General features: G+C 33.8%; 27 protein-coding genes. 23 read left to right on the top strand and 4 right to left on the bottom strand.

Features of this window, described 5'->3' with window-relative positions:
• Positions 1–100: 100 nt before the first annotated feature.
• From ACYQ5R_RS06685 to dsrP, 6 genes are read left to right on the top strand one after another with little or no spacing between them, the layout of a single operon-like run.
• The gene (locus ACYQ5R_RS06685; protein WP_460190147.1) at positions 101–340 is read left to right on the top strand and encodes a hypothetical protein; all 240 of its coding nucleotides are present in this window, start codon (positions 101–103) and stop codon (positions 338–340) included.
• Positions 341–344: 4 nt separating this feature from the next.
• Positions 345–2,669: a molybdopterin-dependent oxidoreductase gene (locus ACYQ5R_RS06680; RefSeq protein ID WP_460190146.1), complete on the top strand. Its 2,325-nt coding sequence runs from the start codon at positions 345–347 to the stop codon at positions 2,667–2,669.
• A gap of 2 nt (positions 2,670–2,671) precedes the next feature.
• Complete coding sequence (locus tag ACYQ5R_RS06675; RefSeq protein WP_460190145.1) at positions 2,672–3,364, top strand: nitrate reductase cytochrome c-type subunit; 693 nt, start codon at positions 2,672–2,674, stop codon at positions 3,362–3,364.
• Positions 3,348–3,977 (top strand): multiheme c-type cytochrome, encoded by a 630-nt coding sequence (locus ACYQ5R_RS06670; protein WP_460190144.1) that lies wholly within the window; start codon positions 3,348–3,350, stop codon positions 3,975–3,977. The genes ACYQ5R_RS06675 and ACYQ5R_RS06670 overlap by 17 nt, the downstream gene beginning before the upstream one ends.
• Before the next feature lie 19 nt (positions 3,978–3,996).
• Positions 3,997–5,127, top strand: coding sequence for a 4Fe-4S dicluster domain-containing protein (locus ACYQ5R_RS06665; RefSeq protein ID WP_460190143.1), 1,131 nt, complete (start codon positions 3,997–3,999; stop codon positions 5,125–5,127).
• Positions 5,128–5,151: 24 nt separating this feature from the next.
• The gene (gene dsrP / locus ACYQ5R_RS06660; RefSeq protein ID WP_460190142.1) at positions 5,152–6,375 is read left to right on the top strand and encodes a sulfate reduction electron transfer complex DsrMKJOP subunit DsrP; all 1,224 of its coding nucleotides are present in this window, start codon (positions 5,152–5,154) and stop codon (positions 6,373–6,375) included.
• On the opposite strand, the gene rnhA is transcribed toward dsrP, so the two are convergent.
• Together rnhA and purN are read right to left on the bottom strand one after the other, a co-directional pair.
• The gene (rnhA, locus tag ACYQ5R_RS06655) at positions 6,372–6,851 is read right to left on the bottom strand and encodes a ribonuclease HI (RefSeq protein ID WP_460190141.1); all 480 of its coding nucleotides are present in this window, start codon (positions 6,849–6,851) and stop codon (positions 6,372–6,374) included. The two genes, dsrP and rnhA, sit on opposite strands and share 4 nt — an antisense overlap.
• A complete protein-coding gene (gene purN, locus ACYQ5R_RS06650) occupies positions 6,844–7,407 on the bottom strand; it encodes a phosphoribosylglycinamide formyltransferase (RefSeq protein WP_460190140.1) in 564 nt (187 codons plus the stop codon). Before purN ends, rnhA begins: the two co-directional genes overlap by 8 nt.
• 176 nt (positions 7,408–7,583) lie before the next feature.
• Here purN and ACYQ5R_RS06645 point away from each other — a divergent pair, with 176 nt between their 5' ends.
• From ACYQ5R_RS06645 to ACYQ5R_RS06620, 6 genes are all read left to right on the top strand, one after another.
• Complete coding sequence (locus ACYQ5R_RS06645) at positions 7,584–7,820, top strand: acyl carrier protein (RefSeq protein ID WP_460190139.1); 237 nt, start codon at positions 7,584–7,586, stop codon at positions 7,818–7,820.
• A gap of 81 nt (positions 7,821–7,901) precedes the next feature.
• Positions 7,902–9,152, top strand: a complete 1,251-nt coding sequence (gene fabF / locus ACYQ5R_RS06640; protein WP_460190138.1) for a beta-ketoacyl-ACP synthase II — start codon at positions 7,902–7,904, stop codon at positions 9,150–9,152.
• A 9-nt stretch (positions 9,153–9,161) separates the two neighbouring features.
• Positions 9,162–9,899, top strand: coding sequence for a ribonuclease III (gene rnc, locus ACYQ5R_RS06635; RefSeq protein WP_460190137.1), 738 nt, complete (start codon positions 9,162–9,164; stop codon positions 9,897–9,899).
• Between the two features lie 95 nt (positions 9,900–9,994).
• The gene (locus ACYQ5R_RS06630; protein WP_460190136.1) at positions 9,995–10,459 is read left to right on the top strand and encodes an IPExxxVDY family protein; all 465 of its coding nucleotides are present in this window, start codon (positions 9,995–9,997) and stop codon (positions 10,457–10,459) included.
• 4 nt (positions 10,460–10,463) lie between these two features.
• Positions 10,464–11,888 (top strand): pyruvate kinase, encoded by a 1,425-nt coding sequence (pyk, locus tag ACYQ5R_RS06625; RefSeq protein ID WP_460190135.1) that lies wholly within the window; start codon positions 10,464–10,466, stop codon positions 11,886–11,888.
• A 98-nt stretch (positions 11,889–11,986) separates the two neighbouring features.
• Positions 11,987–12,478, top strand: coding sequence for a CBS domain-containing protein (locus tag ACYQ5R_RS06620; RefSeq protein ID WP_460190134.1), 492 nt, complete (start codon positions 11,987–11,989; stop codon positions 12,476–12,478).
• On the opposite strand, the gene ACYQ5R_RS06615 is transcribed toward ACYQ5R_RS06620, so the two are convergent.
• Positions 12,479–12,829, bottom strand: a complete 351-nt coding sequence (locus ACYQ5R_RS06615) for a hypothetical protein (protein WP_460190133.1) — start codon at positions 12,827–12,829, stop codon at positions 12,479–12,481.
• A 1-nt stretch (position 12,830) separates the two neighbouring features.
• Positions 12,831–13,160 carry a YdeI/OmpD-associated family protein gene (locus ACYQ5R_RS06610; protein ID WP_460190132.1) on the bottom strand — a complete coding sequence of 110 codons (330 nt, stop codon included), beginning with the start codon at positions 13,158–13,160 and terminating at the stop codon, positions 12,831–12,833.
• A 154-nt stretch (positions 13,161–13,314) separates the two neighbouring features.
• Between ACYQ5R_RS06610 and ACYQ5R_RS06605 the strand changes: the two genes are divergently transcribed.
• The 11 genes from ACYQ5R_RS06605 (at position 13,315) to ACYQ5R_RS06555 (ending at position 23,967) form a co-directional block, all read left to right on the top strand.
• On the top strand, positions 13,315–13,650 hold the full coding sequence (locus ACYQ5R_RS06605) for a single-stranded DNA-binding protein (RefSeq protein WP_460190131.1): 336 nt from the start codon (positions 13,315–13,317) through the stop codon (positions 13,648–13,650).
• Between the two features lie 25 nt (positions 13,651–13,675).
• Complete coding sequence (locus ACYQ5R_RS06600; protein ID WP_460190130.1) at positions 13,676–14,791, top strand: tyrosine-type recombinase/integrase; 1,116 nt, start codon at positions 13,676–13,678, stop codon at positions 14,789–14,791.
• 261 nt (positions 14,792–15,052) lie between these two features.
• Positions 15,053–15,421 (top strand): hypothetical protein, encoded by a 369-nt coding sequence (locus ACYQ5R_RS06595; protein ID WP_460190129.1) that lies wholly within the window; start codon positions 15,053–15,055, stop codon positions 15,419–15,421.
• A gap of 153 nt (positions 15,422–15,574) precedes the next feature.
• Positions 15,575–16,318, top strand: a complete 744-nt coding sequence (locus ACYQ5R_RS06590; RefSeq protein ID WP_460190128.1) for a hypothetical protein — start codon at positions 15,575–15,577, stop codon at positions 16,316–16,318.
• A gap of 161 nt (positions 16,319–16,479) precedes the next feature.
• A complete protein-coding gene (locus ACYQ5R_RS06585) occupies positions 16,480–17,220 on the top strand; it encodes a hypothetical protein (RefSeq protein WP_460190127.1) in 741 nt (246 codons plus the stop codon).
• Positions 17,221–17,300: 80 nt separating this feature from the next.
• Positions 17,301–17,780, top strand: a complete 480-nt coding sequence (locus ACYQ5R_RS06580; protein WP_460190126.1) for a hypothetical protein — start codon at positions 17,301–17,303, stop codon at positions 17,778–17,780.
• 176 nt (positions 17,781–17,956) lie between these two features.
• A complete protein-coding gene (locus tag ACYQ5R_RS06575; RefSeq protein WP_104813708.1) occupies positions 17,957–18,493 on the top strand; it encodes a DUF6090 family protein in 537 nt (178 codons plus the stop codon).
• A 150-nt stretch (positions 18,494–18,643) separates the two neighbouring features.
• Positions 18,644–20,656 (top strand): SEL1-like repeat protein, encoded by a 2,013-nt coding sequence (locus tag ACYQ5R_RS06570; protein WP_460190125.1) that lies wholly within the window; start codon positions 18,644–18,646, stop codon positions 20,654–20,656.
• 588 nt (positions 20,657–21,244) lie between these two features.
• Positions 21,245–22,339 (top strand): hypothetical protein, encoded by a 1,095-nt coding sequence (locus ACYQ5R_RS06565; RefSeq protein ID WP_460190124.1) that lies wholly within the window; start codon positions 21,245–21,247, stop codon positions 22,337–22,339.
• Between the two features lie 364 nt (positions 22,340–22,703).
• Entirely contained in the window at positions 22,704–23,081 is a 378-nt protein-coding gene (locus ACYQ5R_RS06560; protein ID WP_460190123.1) for a hypothetical protein, read from the top strand.
• 448 nt (positions 23,082–23,529) lie between these two features.
• The gene (locus ACYQ5R_RS06555) at positions 23,530–23,967 is read left to right on the top strand and encodes a hypothetical protein (protein ID WP_460190122.1); all 438 of its coding nucleotides are present in this window, start codon (positions 23,530–23,532) and stop codon (positions 23,965–23,967) included.
• Positions 23,968–24,114: the final 147 nt, after the last annotated feature.

Below are 24,114 nucleotides of genomic sequence, written 5' to 3'. Positions count from 1 at the left end.
TTTTGCTAGATTTGAGACAGTTGCTATTTAAAACACATAATATTTATTATTGGATTAGGCAGCATAACCCCCTACTTTAGAAGAAACTAAAATAACTGCTATGCCTATAAAAAGCTATTTAGCACATCCGTACAATGGTAAAAAAGAAGAATTGGCTTATGCCTTAGCTGCCATTGAATATTGCGAAATTATTCCAGCCAAAAACAAAGAAGTCCTCATACTTATAACAGATACAAATTCTGAAGAAGAAGAAGATCATTTACAATCTTCTTTACAAAAAATAGATAGTTTGAAATTATTGGCAATGGTATCCGGATTTAACTCACCAAGTAAAAATTAAGCCTATGTACACCTCGTTATCCAACAGAAGAAGTTTTATTAAAAAAATGGCAGCGCTATCTGCCATGACAGCTGCTGCAACAATGTTTCCAGGAATTGTTTTTGCCGAAGAACAATGGGGGCACACCACTAAAAACAATCTTGAATGGAAAAAAGCACCGTGTAGATTTTGCGGTGTTGGATGTGGTGTCTTAATAGGATTAGAAAACGACAAAGCTGTAGCTGTTAAAGGTGATCCAAATTCAACTGTTAACAAAGGTTTATGTTGTGTAAAGGGATATCATTCTATTATGGCTTTATACGGTAAAGACAGATTAACCAAACCGCTAGTAAAGAAAAATGGAAAGTATGTAGAAACAAGCATGGAGGAAGCTCTGGATTTGGTCGCATCTAAAATAAAAGAAACCATTGATGAGCATGGTAAAGATGCCGTTTCTATTTACGGATCAGGTCAATGGACCATTCCAGATGGTTATGCTGCCTCTAAGTTGTTTAAAGGATGTATAGGTACAAACAATGTAGAGGCAAATGCGAGATTGTGTATGGCAAGTGCAGTAACTGGTTTTATGACATCTTTTGGTATTGATGAACCTATGGGATGTTATGATGATATTGACCATGCGGATGTATTTGTACTTTGGGGCAATAATATGGCAGAAATGCACCCCGTATTGTTTTCAAGATTACTTGATAACCGCTTAAAACGAGGTGTTAAAATAATTGATTTTGCTACGAGAACTACTCGTACCAGTATGGCCGCCGATAGGTCTATTCTTTTTAAACCACAAACAGATTTAGCTGTTGCAAACGCAATTTGCTACGAAATCATTCACAACGGTTGGATGAATAAAAGTTTTGTTGACAAGCATTGTAATTTCAATAAAGGCCTTACCAATATGGGCTATGGTTTAGAAGATAATTACGTGTTTAATGATAAACCCGAAAAAATAAGTTTCGAAGAATTCAAAGAGTTCTTAGAAGACTACACACCAGAAAAGGTTGAGAAAATTTCTGGAGTATCTGCAAAAGACATTAAATACATGGCGTCTTTTTATGGAGACCCAAATAAGAAAGTCATGTCTCTTTGGTGCATGGGTATGAATCAGCATACGCGTGGAACATGGATTAACAATTTAGTTTACAACATTCACCTACTTACTGGTAAAATCTCAGAACCAGGCAACAGTCCGTTTTCATTAACAGGACAACCAAGTGCCTGCGGTACGGTTAGAGAAGTAGGCACCTTAACACATAAATTACCTCACGGAGTTGTAGCGAACGAAGAGCATCGAAAATTTGCCGCAGAAATTTGGGATGTTCCTGTTGAAAATATCGATCCGAAGCCTACCTATCATACGGTAGAAATGTTCAGAGCTTTAGATCGAGGAGAAATACGTTTTATGTGGATTCAAGTTACCAATCCAATGGTTACTATGCCCAAATTAAAACGATATAGAGATGCCACTAAAAAAGAAGGAAGATTTATTGTTGTTTCTGATGTTTATCCAACGCCTACCACAGACATCGCAGATGTAATACTACCATCAGCTATGTGGATAGAACGCGAAGGAATGTATGGTAATTCTGAGCGAAGAACTCAATATTTTGAGCAAATGCTAGAACCACCAGGAGAGGCAATTAGTGACACTTGGCAAATTGTTGAGGTTGCGAAACGCTTAGGGTTTGAAAAACAATTCTATTATTCAGAAGAAGAGCATATAACAGAGATTTACAATGAATATAGGAGACATCATGATAACGACAAACATCGAATGGCTCCTTTGGAAGTGCTTAAAGAAGAATCTGGAGCAATGTGGCCATTTGTAGATGGTAAATCAACCAAATGGCGTTTCAATGCCAAATACGACCCAGCATGTAGTAACGGAGAAGATTTTCACTTCTATGGCAAACCAGATGGAAAAGCGGTGATATGGCAAAGACCATACGAACCTGCTGCAGAAGAACCAGATGCAGACTATCCATATTGGCTAAATACAGGAAGGGTGGTAGAACACTGGCATACAGGATCTATGACTAGAAGAATTCCTGTGCTGCATAAAGCAATGCCACACGCCTATGTTGAATTAAATCCAGAAGATGCAGAACGTATGCAAATTAAATCTGGCGATAAAATAAAACTTACTACCAGAAGAGGTGAAATTATTTTACCTGCCTCTGTTAACGAACGTGGTGTACCACCACCAATGCAAGTATTTGTTCCTTTCTTTGACGAGAACCTGCTTATTAACGATATTACCTTAGATTCCTTCTGTCCAATATCGAAAGAACCAGACTATAAAAAATGTGCGGTTAAAGTTGAAAAGGCTTAGTTATGAAAAGAATTAGAATGCTTTCAATATTTGCGTTGCTCTTTATATCTTTTATCGTGGTGTGGAATCACAGTTACAACCAAGGTAGAGAAGAAGCATATGTACCATTAGATAGTCAAAGAATCGTTCCATCTATTCCATCCGAAACAGGTGTTTTTAGACGCTCTGGTTACGCACTAGACTACTCAAAAATGCCTTATGATGAAGATCATCAGCGCACTTTAGATACCTATTACGACAATAGAGCCTATCCAGGAGCGCCACCTTATATACCACATGAAATAGCAGACAATTTAAATATGGGCGGTAATAGTTGTTTAAAATGTCATGAAAACGGAGGTTTCTCTCCAAAATTTGGAAACTACGCTCCAGTAACTCCTCATCCAGAAATGATAAATTGTAGACAATGTCATGTACCGCAAGAAACAAGTAGCTTATTTAAAGCAACAAACTTTGCTGCATTTAAGGCACCTAGCCCAGGTAATAATGCACTACCGGGTAGCCCACCAATTGTGCCGCATTCTTTACAAATGAGAGAAAATTGTTTATCGTGTCATGCAGGACCAAGTGCACCAATTGAGATTCGTGTAACCCATCCAGAGCGTGTTAATTGTAGACAATGCCACGTTTTAAATGATAAAGTAACAGCAGATATAGGAATTTTTAAAAAACAGAATCATGAAGAGCTTCCATAAATATATTGCAATATTGGGGTTAAGTCTTCTAACCGTATTATCGAGTTGTAAAAAAAATCATGGAGACCATGACTATCACAGTGTGATTGACAAGTTCAAACACGAAGGAGAAAATTACCATGGAGTTGATTTGAGCTCGGATTCCTTCTATGCCGAATATGATTTAATGCAGGTAAGTGAAAATGGGCAAGTATTCTATATCCCCGAACGTAAAAGCAAAATTAAATCTTTTGAGTGTACAGAATGCCATATAAAACCGCTCAATCAAATGAAAATGGGAGAAGGACAAAAAGCGCATTGGGACATAGAAATTGTGCATGCCAATGCTCAAACAATGAATTGTACCACCTGTCATAATGGTGAAAATTTGAATGAGCTTCAGACTTTTACCGGGTCTAAAGTAGATTTTAACAACAGTTACAATGTATGTAGCCAATGCCATAATCAACAATACAAAGATTGGACTGGTGGAGCACACGGTAAAAGCATGGGCAGTTGGGCACCTCCTAGAGCCTCGTTTACCTGTGTAAATTGTCATAATCCGCACAACCCGAGTTTCGAATCAAAATGGCCGGCAAGATTTAATACACAAATGCTAAAAGAAAGAGAATAACACTTAACACAACAACACTATGGAAAATTCCCGAAGAAACTTTTTCTCGCTTAACATAGGCAGACACTCTAAACCTGAACCTCCATCAAGTTGTGGTTGTGGTAAAACATCTGGAGGCTGTGGATCTCATCAATCGCAACCTCAAGAAATATCAGACGAGCAATTTGATGCTGCTGTAGATGCCAGTTTTGCCGAAGAGCAACCAAAAGATGGTTTTCAACAAGTGTTTGACGTTCAAATGGACAGAAGAACAGCTTTTAGAAAATTAACAGCGAGTCTTTTAATAGGAGCTGGAGCAGTGAGTACATCGTGTAGTGTTGTTGCCGATGACGATGCTAAAGAAAAAGCACAAATAGATTGGGAAGAGCAGTTTAAAGGCAACTACAAATTAATGACCGAAGACGAGAAAAAGGCTACGGTTGACCGATTGGTTCGTTCCTATCAAATGCGAACGGGCAAAACTTTAAACATGACTTCTACCGACGCTCAAGAGAATGTGCTCTTTGGTTATGCATTTAATATTTCTAAATGTCAAGGGTATATGGACTGTGTGAATGCCTGCGTAGAAGAAAACAATCAGGATAGAAACTCACAAATGCAATACATACGTATTCATGAAATGAAAGATGGTAAAGGACTCAAATTTGATGAGGCCGATGATAGCTATTATCACGAAGTTCCCGCTGAAGGTCATTTTTATATGGGAACACAGTGTTTCCATTGTGATAATCCACCATGTGTAGATGTGTGTCCGGTACAAGCAACCTGGAGAGAAGAAGACGGATTGGTAGTTGTAGATTATGATTGGTGTGTGGGCTGCAGATATTGCATGGCAGCTTGCCCTTACGATGGTAGAAGATTTAATTGGAGTAAGCCAGAAGTACCAGAAGAACAAGTGAACCATAACCAACATTACCTAGGCAACAGATTGCGTAAAAAAGGTGTTATGGAAAAATGTACGTTTTGTGTTCAACGCTCAAGAAAAGGACAAAACCCAGCATGTGTTGAGGCGTGTCCTACTGGTGCTAGAATATTTGGAAACTTACTAGACCCAAAAAGTACTATTAGATGGGTATTAGAAAATAAAAAAGTATTTAGATTGAAAGAAGACTTAGGTACAGAACCGAAGTTCTGGTATTTCATGGACTAATCACACAATGCAAAATCTATAGTTATGAGAACGCTCAAAGTTTTTAAAAGTTTATTAAAAGATAGTTTTGACATTGTTACCCATGGCACGCGTCAATACCATCTATGGATGGCCTTTTTGACGCTCATGATGCTGATTGGCATGTACTGCTACTCTATACAATTAAAAGAAGGTTTGGTAGTTACTGGCATGACAGATCGTGTTAGCTGGGGGTTGTACATTTCAAACTTTACGTTCTTAGTTGGTGTAGCGGCCGCTGCTGTAATGCTTGTAATGCCTACATATGTATTAAAAGACATCGATTTTAAACAAGCAGTTCTTATTGGAGAAGGATTGGCAGTTGCAGCACTTATTATGTGTTTAGCATTTGTTGTTGCAGATATGGGTGGCCCATCTGTGCTTTGGCATATGATACCAGGAATTGGTGTGTTTAATTTTCCGAGCTCCATGCTAACTTGGGATGTACTCGTTTTAAATGGTTATTTATTTTTAAATATAACCATCCCTTTATACATCTTATTTAGGCATTATCAAGGTAAAGAAGCTAAAAAAAGTGTGTATTTACCCGGTGCATTATTATCGGTGTTTTGGGCAGTCGGCATTCACTTAGTTACTGCATTTTTATACCAAGGGCTACAAGCAAGACCTTTCTGGAACAATGCATTATTAGGCCCAAGATTTTTGGCTTCAGCTTTCGCAGCAGGACCTGCACTTATTATTCTTGTATTAGCTTTCATTCGCAAGTACTCTGATTTTAAAATTGAGGATAAAACTATTCGTAAAATTGCCATGGTAGTTACGGTTGCGGCGCAGGTAAACCTTATCATGTTAATTTCTGAACTGTTTAAAGAATTCTATGCTCCCACTCACCACAGTGAAAGTGCGATTTATCTATACTTTGGCTTGCATGGTAAAAACGCTTTAATGCCTTGGATTTGGACAGCAATACCGTTAAATATAACAGCTACTATCCTACTAACTTCAAATAAACTAAGAAGAAACTTTAAAGTCCTTTATACGGCGTGTGCTATGTTATTTGTGGCAATTTGGATTGAAAAAGGTTTTGGATTAATTGTACCAGGTTTTATACCTGGACCTTATGGTAAAATTGCAGAATATACCCCAACTGGAATTGAAATAATGGTAACTCTTGGCATATGGGCATTAGGCGCTTTTGTCTTTACCATTCTTGCAAAAACAGCTATTGGTATTGAAACTAAAAAGCTACGTTATAAAGAGAAAGATTAGAAGAGTTTTTTAGTAGCTGTTTCGTAACCTACATCTGTTAACAGCTCCTTCTTTTTGGCTGCTGCTACTGCTAGCGCATCGCAACGCTCGTTTTGCGGGTGATTGTTATGGCCTTTTACCCATACAAACTTTGGTTTGTGTTGCTTATAAACTACTAAAAAACGTTTCCACAAATCAGGGTTTTTCACGTCTTTAAAACGCTTACGTTGCCAACCTAACAACCACTTTTTTTCAACCGCATTTACAACATAAGTAGAATCTGAAAAAACAGTAATATTTAAATCCGGCTTCGACAATTTCTCTAAAGCCACAATGACTGCCAATAGCTCCATGCGATTGTTGGTTGTTAATTTGTATCCTTCAGAAAACTCCTTTTTATAGGGTTTACCCACCCACTCCATCACAATACCAAAACCACCTCTTCCTGGGTTACCGCTACAAGCGCCATCAGTATATATATGTACTTGATTATCCATTCACAACCTCTTCAATAATTTTAGGGAAATGTGCATACTCTAAGGCGTGAATTTTTTGCGCCACCATTTCAGGAGTATCTGTAGCTGTAACTGCTGTAGAAGCCTGAAATATAATAGCGCCTTCATCATAATGTTCATTTACAAAATGAATTGTAATACCACTTTCAACTTCCTTATTTGCCACAACGGCATTATGAACATACATTCCATACATACCTTTACCACCGTATTTAGGTAACAATGCTGGGTGAATATTAATTATCTTATCAGGGAATATAGCAACTAAATAATCAGGTATTTTCAATAAAAAGCCTGCAAGTATAATATAATCAGCATGCGATTCTAAGTACTTTCCAAAAATGTTAGCATCATTCATTTCAGTTTTAGTAAACACTTTAGATGGTATCTTCAATCTCTTCGCTCTTTCCAAAACTCCCGCGGTGGTCTTATTAGTTAATATTGCTTCAACCTTAATAGATGTACTCTCTTTAAAGTAGTTAGCAATATTCTCAGCATTTGTGCCAGAACCAGAAGCCAAAATAACCAGTCTTTTCATTGTAATCAGTCTATAAAGTAGCACAAAAAAACATATAATATTTATAGCAACCAACACAGGTTCAGAAATTAAATGCTTTTTACTAACTTAGTAACACATTTTTTAGGCTAAATAGCTTTATAAGAAATAAGTTTTTTATTTTTGCCGAGAATTTAAATTTTAAAAATTAGAAAATTATGTCAGACATTGCATCTAGAGTAAAAGCTATCATCGTTGACAAATTAGGTGTTGACGAAAATGAGGTAACTGTTGAAGCGAGCTTCACAAATGATTTAGGAGCAGATTCACTTGACACTGTTGAGTTAATCATGGAATTTGAAAAAGAATTTGATATCCAAATTCCTGATGATCAAGCTGAGAATATCGGTACTGTTGGTCAAGCAATTAGCTACATCGAAGAAGCAAAAAAGTAATCTAAAGATACAAAACTACGGGTTCATGCATTTAGACATGAACTCGTAGTTCATTTTTAGAACATCATTAAAATCATTTATATGGAATTTAAACGTGTAGTAGTAACCGGACTTGGAGCATTAACACCCATTGGTAACGATATCGAATCATATTGGAACGGATTGGTGAATGGCAAAAGTGGTGCGGCACCAATCACACATTTCGATGCCTCGTTATTCAAAACACAATTTGCTTGTGAGGTAAAAGATTTTAATGTAAACGATTTTATACATCGTAAAGAAGCTCGTAAAATGGATAAGTTTACGCAGTACGCAATGGTTGCTGCTGAAGAGGCCATGAACGATGCAAACATTGACTTAGAAAAGTTAAACTTAGATAGAGTTGGTGTTATTTGGGGTGCTGGTATTGGCGGTTTAGAAACTTTTCAGAATGAAGTTTTAAATTTTGCTGCTGGTGATGGTAGCCCAAGATTTAATCCATTCTTTATCCCAAAAATGATTGCAGATATCGCTCCTGGTTATATCTCAATTAAATACGGTTTTAGAGGCCCTAACTTTACAACCGTTTCAGCATGTGCTTCTTCTGCAAATGCTATTATTGATGCTTATAATTATATTAGATTAGGTAAAGCAGAGATGTTTATTACTGGTGGTTCTGAAGCCGCTGTAACACAAGCAGGTATTGGTGGTTTTAATGCCATGCACGCCTTATCTACTAGAAATGAAGATCCTTCAAGTGCTTCAAGACCTTTTGATGCAACCAGAGATGGTTTTGTTTTAGGTGAAGGTGCAGGAGCATTGATTTTAGAAGAATACGAACATGCTGTTGCACGTGGCGCAAAAATTTATGCAGAAGTTGGCGGTGGCGGTTTATCTGCAGATGCACATCATATTACAGCTCCACATCCTGAAGGGTTAGGTGCTCGTAACGTAATGCTAAACTGTTTAGAAGACGCTAATTTAAAACCAGAAGATGTTGATGCCATTAATGTACATGGTACTTCTACACCATTAGGTGATATTGCAGAAACCAAAGCTATTTTAGATGTTTTTGGAGATCATGCATATACCCTTAATATCAACTCAACAAAATCTATGACAGGGCACTTGTTAGGAGCTGCTGGAGTTATAGAAGCCATTGCATCTATTTTATCTTTAGAACATGGTATTATTCCACCTACCATAAACCACACAACTAAAGATGAAAATATTGATGAAAAACTTAATCTTACACTAAATAAACCGCAACATCGCAACGTAAGTGTTGTGATGAGTAATACATTTGGGTTTGGCGGGCATAACGCATGTGTGCTTTTCAAAAAACTAGACTAAAGGTTTAGAATGAAGTTTATTAGAAAAATAATCAAACCTCTTCCTAAAAAGGATGAGGCTTTCTACATTGAAATAAAGTCAGTGTTAGGTTTTCAACCACGTAACATTGAACTATATCGTAATGCCTTTGTTCATCGTTCTATTAAAGAAACAGATGAAACTGGCAATCCAAGAAACTACGAGCGTTTAGAATTTTTGGGCGATGCAATGTTAGATGCCATTATTGCAGCTTACCTCTATAAAAAAGTTCCTTCGGGTAACGAAGGGTACCTCACACAAATGCGTTCTAAAATTGTAAGCAGAGAGCATTTAAACGAATTAGGCCGTGATTTAAACCTTATTCGCTTTGTAAAAAGCAATGTATCCAGATCTAAGTTTGGAGAGAATATAAATGGGAATATTTTTGAGGCTCTAATTGGGGCTATTTATCTAGATAAAGGATACAAATACTGTCAAAGATTTGTGTATCAAAGCGTAATTAAACCTTATGTAGATATTCCAAAACTAGAAGGTAAAGTAACAAGTTATAAAAGTTTATTTATAGAGTGGTGTCAAAAAGAGAAACACGGATTTTATTTTGATGTATACGATGACACAGGAAAAGATGTGGTTAAACATTTTAGTGTAAAGCTCTATTTAGACGACAAAATTATTGCTAAAGGTAGGTCTACCTCGAAAAAGAAAGCCGAAGAGATTGCAGCGCGAAGAGCCTTTTATGCTTTTCAAAAAGAAATATCAAAAAATTAATCAATAAGCAATTTTTACCACGTGTTTTTAAGTATAATTCAATTAATTATCGCTAAACAAATCGTAATTTTGTAGTTGGTTTAGAAAACAAATTTATGCAAATTCACAAATTAGAGTTGGCCGAAGATTACAATCTTATAGGTATTCACACTGCTGAAGAAGATTATAGATTGGCCTATCTTTTAAATGTGCATTTAAACACCGCTTTCTCCAGATTTAAAGACTCGCTCGATTTTGAAAATACCAATGCTAGCTTTACGGTATTCGATTATTTTGATTGTAAAAATCAAATAGATCAATATTTAATAGCGAACAAATTTCAAGAGCAACAAATCACGCAAGAAAGTACTGGGTTGTTTTCTGAATCAGTTGTTTATAGTTCTACTTCTTATTTAATACCAGAAAGAAAACGCGTAGACTATTTTTTGAAAATTGAAGGCGAAATGGATGCGCATCAACTTTCAAATACCCTAGATAAGCTAAATAATATTCACGAAATAATTACATCTTACAATATTGATCCTTCCACCTTAAAGTCGAAGGATTATTTAATATTTTAACGAAATGTCACAAACAAAAAAAACTAAAATAGTTGCAACATTAGGTCCAGCATGTGGAGATAGAGAAAGCATTAAGAAAATGATTCTTGCCGGAGCTAACGTATTTAGAATCAATTTTTCACATGCCGATTATGACGATGTTACAGAGCGTGTAAAAATTATTAGAGAGCTTAGTCAAGAGTTAGATATTTACCCAGCTATTTTAGCAGATTTACAAGGTCCTAAACTAAGAGTAGGCACCATGTCTGAAGCACATTTAAATGATGGTGATATTTTTACGTTTACAACAGAACAATGTGTAGGCGATAACAAACAAGCCTTTATGACCTATCAACAATTTCCGCAAGATGTAAAGGCTGGTGAGCATATTCTTGTAGATGATGGTAAATTATTATTTGAGGTATTAGAAACAGATGGTAAAACAAAAGTTAAGACGAAAGTAATTAGAGGTGGTGAATTAAAATCTAAGAAAGGTGTTAATCTACCCAATACCAATATTTCGCAACCAGCCTTAACAGAAAAAGATGTAAAAGATGCCATCTTTGCCATGAGTTTAGAAATCGATTGGTTTGCGCTTTCTTTTGTGAGAACTGGTGAAGATTTAGTAATGCTACACGATCTTATTAAAGAGCACTCTTCCTATAGAATTCCTGTAGTTGCAAAAATCGAAAAACCTGAAGCGGTTAAAAATATTGACGATTTAATTCCGCATACAGATGGATTAATGGTAGCACGCGGCGATTTAGGTGTTGAGATTCCTATGAACGAAGTACCATTGGTACAAAAGAAGTTGGTAGAAAGAGCTAAACAAGCGCGTATTCCTGTAATTATTGCTACGCAAATGATGGAATCTATGATTGAAAATCTAGTTCCTACAAGAGCCGAAGTAAACGATGTTGCCAATTCAATTATTGATGGTGCAGATGCGGTAATGCTTTCTGGTGAAACATCTGTTGGTGTAAACCCTCCGAATGTAATTCAGCATATGACCAACATTATCGAAAGTGTTGAGAACTCTGAAATTATTAAAGTACCAGATACACCGCCGTATATTAAAACAAATAGATACATAACAAAAGCAGTGTGTCATCACGCAGCGTTAATGGCAAATAACTTTGACGTAGCAGCAATCGCAACACTTACAAATTCTGGATATACCGCATTTCAGGTATCTGCATGGAGACCTAAAGTACACATCTTAGCATTTACATCTAACAAACGTATTTTATCGTCTTTAAGCTTACTTTGGGGTGTAAAAGCACTGTATTATAACAACCTTGTAAATACAGATACAACCATTAAAGAAATTAATGAAATTGCCAAAGAAAAAGGATATTTGCAATCTGAAGATTTGGTAATTAATTTGACTGCCATGCCTGTAAAAGAAAAGGGTATGGTAAATACACTTCGCATGAGTCAGGTAAAATAAACCTTGATTTAGCCATATAAAATATTGACAACGTGGGTTTAAAGATAGGAAATGAGAATAAATTTCCTATCTTTAACAATATCCTAAATGTAAATGTTATGGCAATCAAAAATTACAAAGCAAAGACAAAGAAGCCAGAGAAATTAGAAGGAAAACCAATTTTGGTTTCTGACTACATGACAAAAAAACTGATTACATTTAGCCCCAACCAATCAGTATTAGAAGTTATGGACACCCTGATAAAAAAACGTATTTCAGGTGGCCCTGTGGTTAACGACAAAGGTGAACTGATGGGAATTATCTCAGAAGGAGACTGTATGAAACAACTTTCAGAAAGTCGCTATTTTAATATGCCAATGGGCGATAATTCTGTAGAGAAACACATGATCAAAGATGTAGAAACCATAGATGGTAATATGAACATTTTTGACGCGGTTAATAAATTCTTAAATAGCAGACGTCGAAGATTTCCAATTGTACAAGACGGTAAATTAATTGGTCAAATCAGTCAAAAAGATGTTCTAAAAGCAGCTTTAGATTTAAGCGGTCGTAGTTGGCGTCGCAATTTTAGAAGAGCAAGTCTCTTTTAATTATTCACGTTTAATTAATAAATAATAATCATTTTCTAAAGCCAAATATCCTTGGTCATACACATAGTAATAGGTGTTTCCTGTTTTGGTGGTATAAATAGAAGTGAATAAATTAAAATCAAAATTGTGACTCAGTAGTTTTACGCGAGTCACTTTTTGTTTTCCTGTGGTATTCAACTCAGATAGTGTTTTATAATTTCTTCGCAATCTGTTGTTGATATTGCGAATCATATTCTTACTCTCTTTATCTACTTTATTATTAAAAGTATTTCGGCAATAATCTGAACAAAACTTTTTATCTATTCGACCTATTAATGGCGTTCCGCATTCTTTACAAGTGAGGTTATCCATATTAGCAGTTTTTGTATTTATAATACAAGCCTTTGCCTCCTTTAATCATAGGTATTGCTTTTTCTAAGCTACTCAGTTTTGTTGCCTCTCTATTTACTGCACTAATATGATCTGCATATTCACGCTTTTTAGATAAGCTAAAAGATTCATATATGCTTTTTAAAGCACCAATACCCATCACATTTTTACTATTTACCGCATAGATTGGTGCGTCCCATTTAATGGTTTCTTTTAAAAAAGTCCTGTTTGCTAAGCTGCGCAAATACCTGAACTCTTCAATCCACTCGAGATGAAGGGCTAGATATGCTGTAACACTTGATACTTTCTTCATAGTTTGTGATTTTTTGAAAGATACTTAATTTATTTGAATGTAATCGACTAACCACATTTACAATCGAAAGTAATCATTTATCAACCGGATAAGATTATTAATCGACTTCATCTTTGCAACAACAAATCGAAATAGTAATCTAAAATTTAAAACCATGAATTCAATTAGAAACAAAGTACAGTTAATTGGCAACTTAGGAAACAATCCAGAAATCATAAACATGGAAAGCGGTAAAAAACTGGCGCGCTTTTCTGTTGCCACCAACGAAAATTACAAAAACGCTCAAGGCGAGCGCGTAACAAACACAGAATGGCACAATATAGTGGCTTGGAACAAAACGGCTGAGATAGTAGAAAAATACCTTGAAAAAGGAAGTGAGATTGCCATTGAAGGTAAGTTAACCTCAAGATCGTATGATGATAAAGAAGGCAACAAGCGTTATGTAACCGAAGTTGTATGTAATGAATTGTTGCTGTTAGGGAGCAAATAAGGCATGTTTTGTAAATCATTTAATTATGATCAATATAGTCAATCTAACCTATGTGTACTCCAGCCAGCAAAAATTTATAGGCTTGCAGTTCAGCGCCAACAAATCTTTAGAGGCAATTGCTGAAGATTTAATTGGCGCAACTTGGAGTAAAGAAAAGAATCAATATTTAGTTCACTATTCTTCTGGAGCATTGCAAACTATTTTTGATGGGTTTAGAGGTATTGCTTGGGTAAATGCAAAACATATTTCTAAAACGAGTCAAGCCATTAAGTCAAAACAATTGACAGTCGCATTAGACAATGCTGTGTACAGTAATTTAAAAATCCCAAAAGCTTATCAACAGAAGTTAATATTAAAAGGTTATGCAGCAAATACACAGCGCAACTACTGCAATGCATTTTTAAAGTTTTTAAATTACTTTAATTATACGTCATTAAAAGCCATTAACGAAAATGAAATCCGAAATTATTTAGAGCACTTAATCACAGTGGAAAAAGCGAGCACATCTAAGGTGAATATTGCTTTAAGCAGTATTAAGTTTTATTATGAAACGGTTTTAGATTTACCCAAGCTTTTCGTTAAGATTGAACGACCAAAAAAGTCAAAAAAACTACCAAAGGTCTTATCGAAAGGTGAAGTTCAAGACCTACTATTACATACGCAAAATATAAAACACAAAAGTGTAATTTCACTATTATATTCCGGTGGATTAAGACGATCAGAACTTATTAATTTGTTAGTTGAAGATATTGATAGCCAGCGTATGTTAATAAAGGTACGCGGGGCCAAAGGCTTTAAAGATCGGTTTACGGTACTTACCCCAACTATGTTAGCTTTACTTCGTTCTTATTACCAAACCTTTAGACCGAGAAAATATTTATTTGAAGGCGCAACGAATTTAAAATATAGCAGTACTAGTGTTTTAAATATTGTTACAAAAGCGGCCTCAAAAGCGGGAATTTTAAAAAGAGTTACCCCACATATGTTGCGGCATAGTTTTGCAACACACTTATTAGAGGCAGGTACAAGTTTGCGACACATTCAACTATTACTTGGTCATAACTCGAGTAAAACAACGGAGATTTATACGCATGTTGCGAAAAATGACATTGGTAAGATTCAAGATTTATTAATACCTTAGCTAATAATAGAACCAACGTTAACTAAAAAATTAAAATCTTACTGGGTGACATATAATTACTTATCAGCAATATTGATGATATCCAGTAGTTGGCAATAATTTGAATCGACATTGAAAGAATCTAATATTTACATTTTAATCCTGAGTACATTTTTATTATTTGGGTGTTCCTATAATAACGGTAAGGAATGCTTACAAAATTTGCAGATTAAAGTAAATAATGGATTATCTGAAAATATACAACTTAACTTCAAAAATGAATTGAACTGTTTCGAATGGGATAGTCTAATGTTTCTAGAAAGACATTTTAACTCAGAAGATATTGAAGAAAGGACAGGTATTAACATCAATGGTCTGAATACTATGGGAATCAAGTATCTGACAAAATCTGATTTCTATACACATATTATATTTCTTAAGGAGAAAAGTATAGTCGGAGTAATAGAAACTTCAAAGGGAATTTTAATAGATGACTTTATAACTGAATTGAACAATAATGATATCGCAATTATTGCGGCGGAGGATTCTGATTTTACTACATATCTAACTGGAGGAAAATACGTGAATGGTGAAAATATTTTATCATTGACATTTACGAAGCCAGAACTTATTGAAAAATATAAAAAATAAAACTATTGCCAACAATGGCTATAATCCATTGCTAAATTTGAATATATAACTAAATTTAAAACCTAACCAACAAACTATGATTCCAAACTCCGAAATGTCTCCGACCTTTCTCCGCAACGGAATCATAGCCTAAAACGTTGTAGAGCATTAAGAATGAAAGCACATTTAATAATATTATCATTATTGATTAGCGGTGCCTGCTTTGGGCAACAGAATGTTTACGAAGAGATTAGTAAGACCGTTAATTCTGATTGGATTTCCACTAACCCAGATTTGGAAAATACTGATAGTTCTTTTTTTAACAATCTGAGTTCTGAAACAAGTTTTGTCGTTCCAATAAAAATAAGTGGACTGAGTATTCCTTTTTCTTGGGACTGTGACCTATCAATTCTGAAATTCTTATTATCTCAAGACAGCAACATTTCTATTAAAAAGGGTAAGGACGCAGATTCAAATTATCTAGGGATAAAAATCGATTGGACTGAAAAGAAATCTTCGCTCATATATTTGAACAACAAATTTTATAATGCTTCAATCGATAATTGGTATTTGTTCGGACAAACTGATTGCCCTGGGACTATTCTATTTCCAGTTTTAAATTTTGATAAACTTTTCGACGTACAAGATGCGAGAACGAACAACTTGAATGGCATTGCTATTATCCCGTACAACTCAAATATTAGTCAAATAATAGAAACAGAGACTCAATTATTGACGACTGATAAAAAGGAAATAAGTGGGACTGGTTATGACCTTAATAGTGATGATATTCTGGATGTATTCATTTACTACGAAACACTTGATGACGAAGGTATGACTGGCTATAAACGAATGTATCTAAATGTAGATGGCAGATGGATTTGTAAATGGAGCGAATATTACGAAGAGTGTATGTAAGAAAACGCTCTACAACAAAGGCTATAATCCATTGCTAAAACCGTGAGAAAAACTAAATTTAATCCCCTAACCTATGCTACCGATTCCTACTCTGAAAATCATTCTGATTTTCGCCGCAACGGAATCATAGCCTAAAACGTTAGCGATTATTAGATGATATAATGTTCACACTGATAAGGAAAATAAGGAAAAAGTTAATTAAACAAGGTAAAGTTAGAAACTATCTTTTTTATGCCATAGGAGAAATCATCCTTGTTGTTATTGGAATTTTAATAGCCTTGCAAATAAATAATTTAAACCAAAAAAGGTTAGATAAGGACGCCGCTACGAATGTGCTGCATAGATTAATGCAGGATATTGATGCTGATTATAATCGTCTTAAATATATAGATTCAACTTACACGAAAAACCTAAAAAACATAGGTGAAGTTTATAAGATTCTTGTAATGGATAAAATTGAGAGCCCTGAAGAATTAGAGAAGGTCGCTTTCTTCAGTGGTGCGGATATTAAAGATGTTAATAGTGTTCGAGCAACTTTTGATGAAATGATTAATACAGGTAGTATCTACAAGTTGGAAAATCAATCTTTAATCAACCAAACTATAGAATATTATAGATTGGTTGATGATAATACTTACCAATCACGTGAAGATAGAAGAGAATTTAGAAACCTTTTCTATGGTCCTGAATTATTGGACTATTGGTATATAAGGTCTGCAAGTAAGAATAATCTAGAATTAGCTAAAAATTTCTTTAGTGATAACAATTCAGATGGTTACAAGAGAATAGTCCAATCATCAAATTGGAGTGGTGGTTTGATTTCTAGAGGAAAAAATAGAAATACACTATTAATTGAAAAGAACCGAGCGTTGAAGAATCTACTCGAACTTGAGATAAAATAACAAATCGCTAACAATGTATATAAACCATTAAAACAGTTCATACACAAAACCGTTGCCATTAATTTGATAAAAATGCCCGAATGATTAAACTGATTTTCTTTTTTATCGTATTTGAGGTTCTTTTCTTAATTCCTTCTTACTTTATGTACAAAAAGGTTTTGACAAAAAAATCCCGAAATAAAAACATAAAATTATATTCAATTCTTGCGACACTTTTATTACCGATTTTTTGGACAGCTATATTTATCGGTATTTGTTACGGAATCATTAATCCAATTTTAAGATCTAAAGAATTTAATTCAAAGGATTGGATTGAAAATGTAGATTTAAGATACAGAATGATTAATGATTTGAAAAAGAATAAAAAACTCAACGGAAAAACAAAAAATGAGATAATTGAATTGCTAGGAATTAGCTATACAACTGGTTGTTGGACTAAAAACACAATCTGTTATGTTGCCCCTGACCCAGATAATTATGCAATGTTGGACCATTATCAATTAGTTATCTTCTTTAACGAGGAGAACAAAGTTGAACGCGTTGAAAATATAAATAGATAAAAACTAATGGCAACAACGTGTATAATTAATTGCTACGGAATTTCCTCAGCGGAAATTCACTCGAATTAATTACTTTAGTGCTACGGCGGAAAAATCTTGCCGATTTTCCCGCAACTAATCATACACAAGAACGTTAGCAGCAAGCGAAAAAATCGAATATAAAGAAGGAATTATTTATGAAAGGAATAAAGCACTTAATAAAGGAGATTTTGATAGTTATGATTGGAATTTTAATCGCATTATTCATAAATAACTGGAATGATGAAAGAAAGGAAGAGAAATATCTAAATCAAGTTTATTCTTCCATTCAGAACGAGTTGAAAGAAAACATTGATAACATTAAAAAAGTTTTACCCAAACACCAAGCTTCTGTCGACACAATCAATGTTTACTTGAATAACGATCGAATTTCATTGTACCAAATAATAATAAAAGCAAACGGAATTCACTCGCCTCCAATTAAAACCAATGGATGGAACGCCATAGCGAATACCAAAATCGAATTGATTGAATACAATAGGCTATCTGCCCTTGCCGACATAGATTATAGGAAACAAAATTTAACCAAAAGAATCGAGAAACATACTGAGTTTATATTCCAAAACTTTGAGGAAACGGATAGAACAAAAAAGGAGATTCTTAAGATGATGATTTTAGATATAATGGGTGCAGAAAAAAGATTACAAAATGAAATGGAGAAATTAATAAAATAAAAAGCCAGCTGCTAACAATGGCTATAAGTAATTGCTTGTTCTCACCTAATTTGGAAATTCTTGCGGAATTTCCAACTCGGTGTGTACTTGCGAAGTTCGTGGCAAACCCGCGCAACTACTCATAGCCGAGACCGTTAGCAAATATTAAAAATGAAAAACTTAAAATTAATATTGACCTTTTTCTTGTTTTCAATTTTAACAAACATTAATGCTCAAGAAAAGTGTAATAGCTGTTCAGATGATAACAAATTGAATAGTGGAATAAATCAGCCTTGGGGAATTGGTGGTGGAGAATTAATTGCATCACCAAATGCTAATAAAGATTACTTATTTTATGCTGAATACTATCCCAGTGAACCATTTTGCACTAGCTATGGAAATAAATCCTATATGGAAGTTTGGAAATCCAAAATTGAACCAGAAATTATTTCAGCAATAAAACAACATCATCTTTTCAAAAAAGCAGTCGAAGAAGGTTTTGATGACGGATTTGTATATGAACTTGATGGACTAGTGGGTGGAATAGTGCATAAGAATTTTTTAAAAGACAGAATAACAGAAAGAACAGTTGTAGTAAAATTAGACATTGATATTAAGCAATATATCAATGATTTTAAATCCTGTAATTCATTTAAAAACAGCAATGTAAATGGTCGTTCAAATGATGAATCATCAAATAATAAAAAAACAAAAAATGATGTAACAAGTAATGATACTGAAAACGAATATGTGTATTTAAAATCGCCATTACAACTCTTAAATGAAGCCGAAAATGATCTTCTGACCATAACCGATCCATTAGAAAAAAAATTAAAGAATGAACAAATTTCATTCTTAAGAGAATCATCTATAAATGTTGCCAGAGCAAATGGAGATCAAGTTACCGCTACTAGATTAAGTATTGAGCGAGATAATGAAAACTGGAATAACTTTTCAGAGTCGGCTGGTCAATTAATAGGAGGGTTATTTGTGAATGCTGCTAAAAAAAGAGAAGCAAGAAGAAGTCAGGAATACAGAGACATGATGGCCAAAGAAAAACTTTTCAATGAGTTTCCAAGTTATGTGTCAAACCTCAGGGGAGATTCCTATAATGATCTTAGAAAAATCATTAATATTTTCAAAAAATTTCCTGCAAATACCATAAAAGAAGAAAAACAAAGAATTTTGCAACTCATTTTAACAGCAGGTAATACCTATCTCGGTACAAATACAAATGAATCCGAGTCTAATAGAAATGGTTTATGTATCTATATAGCAGAACAAAAAATAAAAGATGCCTATTTTAAAGGGAATACACTTCATGTAGCCTTCTCAAGGGAAGTAAAAGATGCAAGGTTTGATCATCCTGTTCGAGTATTAGGCAATAGGGGGTATAACAAGCTTAAATATTTTGATATAGAAAAGTATATACTTCATGTAAAGGCCTCATATAATTATAAAACAGGTGAAAAAACAGTATCATTAGATTTTGATTGGGGAGTAGAAAAAAGCCAATATGCTTCTGTAGAGAGTTATAATAAGTTCTTATCAACCTTTGATAAAGGAACTTATTTTGTATACAAAAAAGGTGGATCACAGGAGTTATTAATTGATTCTATAGATTCATTCCTGAATACATATTACCAAACTGATTTTTTAGGAGTTTTAGTAATGCCTAAACTCCTGAATGAATTTAGTAATGATCTATCATCAAGTATTGCATTAACTAGTGATGATGTTGATTTGGATATATTATTAGCACTTGCCACAAGTCATTACTCACGAAAGAATTATGACAAGTCTATTGAAATATATAAAAAGGCCGCAAGCATGGGTAGTGAAGGTGCGAACTATAATTTAGGAGTCCTCTATCATAATGGAGATGGTGTTACTAAAAATCATGAATCTGCCAAATACTATTATGAAAACGCATTGAAAATTAATCCTAATCACTTTGGTGCTAACTTAAATGTGGGACTTATTATTTTAGGTAAAGAGAATGATATTGTTGAGCAAATGAATAATAATTTAAATAATTTTAATGAGTATGATAGGCTAAATAAATTAAGAAAAGATATACATAAAGAAGCGTTAACTTATTTTAATAAGGCACAAGAACTCAAACCCGATCCAGAATTAGAAAAGATGATAGAAAACATTACCAGTAATTTAAACAAACAATAACATTTGCTAACATAGTATAAAAAGAATAGCGGTTTAATCGCTAAAACTAAAGCAAGTAAATATAAAAAAGGTCTGTGTTTAACTGAAGAGTAAGTGCGAGAAAATCCGCTACTATTCTTATACGAGACCGTTGTAGGTAATTTTTGATTTCGATCAGTACAAGAAAAAAATGAAAGGAAACACTTCCGAAAATAGAGAATTAAGATATTTTTTTAAAACTATAAGTTATAAGGAATTTTTGAGCATTATATCTCTAGTGTTTTTTACAATTTGTTTAAATTATCTTGAATACTTTTATCCAGAAGCAAGAATTTTTACCAATACAAAACATTGGCTTTTAGAGTTATTTATCTTCGCCATAATAATGTCTACAAATCATGTGTTTTATAAAATAGAACATAAACGAAGCAATATTTATATAGGACGAATAATCATTGATAATGCTTTTGTTTTGACATTTCATATTATGAGTAACCTTATTGGATTTTACAGATACTTAGATTTGAAAATAATTGTAATTTTTTTAATTTTCATTTTTCTGTGGGAACTATTAATTTCAGGAATTAAGCACTTTATTCGAATTTTCTAATGACCATTTCTACGAAAATTAAAATAGGCATACTATTTTCGTCCATATTTATAATTGCATTTATAGTTCTATTCGATAATTCATTTTACAAAAAAGAAACTACAACAGAATGGAATGAAATTAGTTGGTCTAATTTTAAAGGAATGCCCAAACCTTTTAGCAGATTTTCTGCTCAAATTTATACAGAAATTAAAGTAGAATATGATTCAATTAATAAAAAATACAATTCGAAAGCAGTTCAAATAAATAATAAATCTTGGCATGATTCAAAAGTTAAGGAGAGCGTTTATTTACTTAAACATGAACAATATCATTTTAACATCACTGAATATTATTCTAGATTTCTAAACAATTATTTAAAAAAGACTGAACCGAAAAGTGAAAGCGAGTTTAAAACTACTCTTGATTCTATCATTTTGGAAAATATAAAAATGCAGAGACTTTATGATACAGAAACAGAGCACAGTGCAAATGTGCAAGAGCAATTGAATTGGGAAAATAGAATTGACTCCCTACTAAAAGAAGAAAGTAATAATAAATACTTTACCCAAGAACTATTGACAAAAGGCAGATATAATAAACGTTGGGTTAACTTAAATAAAAAAGACTCTATTAGTGCTAAGGTGGAATTATACATTTCGGAAAATAATGATTCTATTTGGAATCAAATTTTACTTTATAGAAATAATAAAATCGACACATTAAACTCCCGATTTTACAATCTAAGTATTAATAATTCTTCATCAAAAAACATTTACCATGGCAAATTAGAACTGTTCTCGTTTTACAATGATTCAACTCTTCAAAACTCTAAGAATAGATTCATTCGCTTCACTTATTTAGAGCAAAATAGAGATAGTATTTGGATTTCAAACGTAACTTCAGAATCAATTGAGCAATTAGAGTTTAGTTTTGAAAACTATTACAATAATAAAATTCACGGCATTGTTATTGAATCCATACAGAAAGATACTATTACTTTTCATATGGACAGTATTTACAAAAGATACATACTCATAGATAATAAGTTAAAAACATCCGATATTTTCATTAACAATTTTGATTTGAAAGAGGAAAATGAATTATTCTTTTGAAACTACCTACAACAAAGTGTATAATTAATTGCTACGGAATTTCCTCAACGGAAATTCACTCGAATTAATTACCTTAGTGCTACAGCGGAAAAATCTTGCTGATTTTCCCGCAACTAATCATACACAAGAACGTTAGGCGTCAGCTGAAAAAAGAAACGAGAAAAACATGGAAGCATTATTTCATTTGATATTCGAGATTATCAAAATCTCCATACTCGCGAGTATCTATGCGACTTTGACTCTTTTGTTATTTAAACTGATTGGGAAGTATCGACCAGACAGTTGGTTTGACAGAGTAGCACGGAAGAAATTTAAATTTTGGTTTATAAGTGGCTTCATTATTACAGTCGGACTTTTCGGTTTTATGACAACTCATTTTGGAGACCATGGACTTGGAGACGGAGCAAGAATTCCAATCGGACATTTTAGAGAAATTCAAGAGATTAATGGAACTCAAGCTTACATTCAAGACATTGACAATGGAATCTATGCTTTGGACATTGACAACTTCCATATTACAGACGACTATGTTTACGGGCTGGCGGGAAGCCACAACGAAAATTATGAAGGTAAATTCTTCCTCTATGACTTAGACAAAAATGAAGTCAAGACTTTTAAAGCATTAACAGAATATCAAAGTGAACTAAAACAGAATGGACTTGACCAAAATGCTGAACTCAAAGACTTCAATTATTATTACAGAAAACATTGGAGTGGTTGGAGGTTTTGGTTACTTCCATGAAAAGAAAAAATAAAAAGCCGAACGCCTAACAATGCATATAATGCATACCCTATGGGATACGCACCATATGCGAGACGTTGAAACACATTCAACTAACGTTGAACTTTTGTTGCTACGTGCTTTGCACTCCCACCCCAAAAGAAATGTGTTTCAACAAACTGCTAAACCAAATTACACAATCGCCTATCTATAAAATATCAACGCTAGTTGGGCATCGAGCCGAAACGATGTCTCAACTATACCTAAACGTAATTTGGATCTGTATTTTGCGTTCTCAATAATCAGAATTTGACAAATATTGATAATTAAATTATCTATTTGACGAACTATTATCGAAGTGAAATAGGAAGTCCACTACTCCGATAATAGTTGTTCAAATTCTTTATATTTACTCTTAAAACACAGAACTACGTTTAGCAGTTTGTTGGCAAACATTTAGAAAGGCCATATGAAAAAAAGAAAGACAATTGCATCATTACTTTTGATTATCGGAATTGCTCTAAGTATTGCATTTATAATGAAGATCGAATTTCACCAAGGTTTCGAGGTATATTTTAAAAGAGAATATTATAACCAATTTGGTCCTTTAGCAATAAGTGTTGAGCTATTAATTGCAAGTTATTACTTATTTAGAGGACATAAAAAGACAAATTTCGCTTTAGCTCTTTTTGGTTTTACAGCTTTGCTAGATCCCATTTTTAATCAAATTGGGCTTTTCAACAGTATCGTGCCTTTATATGGAACTATAATTTTATCTATTTGTGCTCTGTTATGCCTATGGTTGGCCTTTGTAAACACATTTAATTTAAAACGCTTGTCTAATATTGCAGCTATATTAAGTGTTGTCATTGGTGTGTTTATTGAACTATTCTTCAATTACCTATAATAAACGTTAGCCAACAACGTGTATAATTAATTGCAGCGGAATTTCCTCAGTGGAAATTCACTCGAATTAATTACTTTAGTGCCACAGCGGAAAAATCTTGCTGATTTTCCCGCAACTAATCATACACAAGAACGTTGTAAGTAATCT

Source organism: Urechidicola sp. KH5 (assembly GCF_054661455.1).
This window is presented reverse-complemented; position numbering and strand designations above follow the sequence as displayed.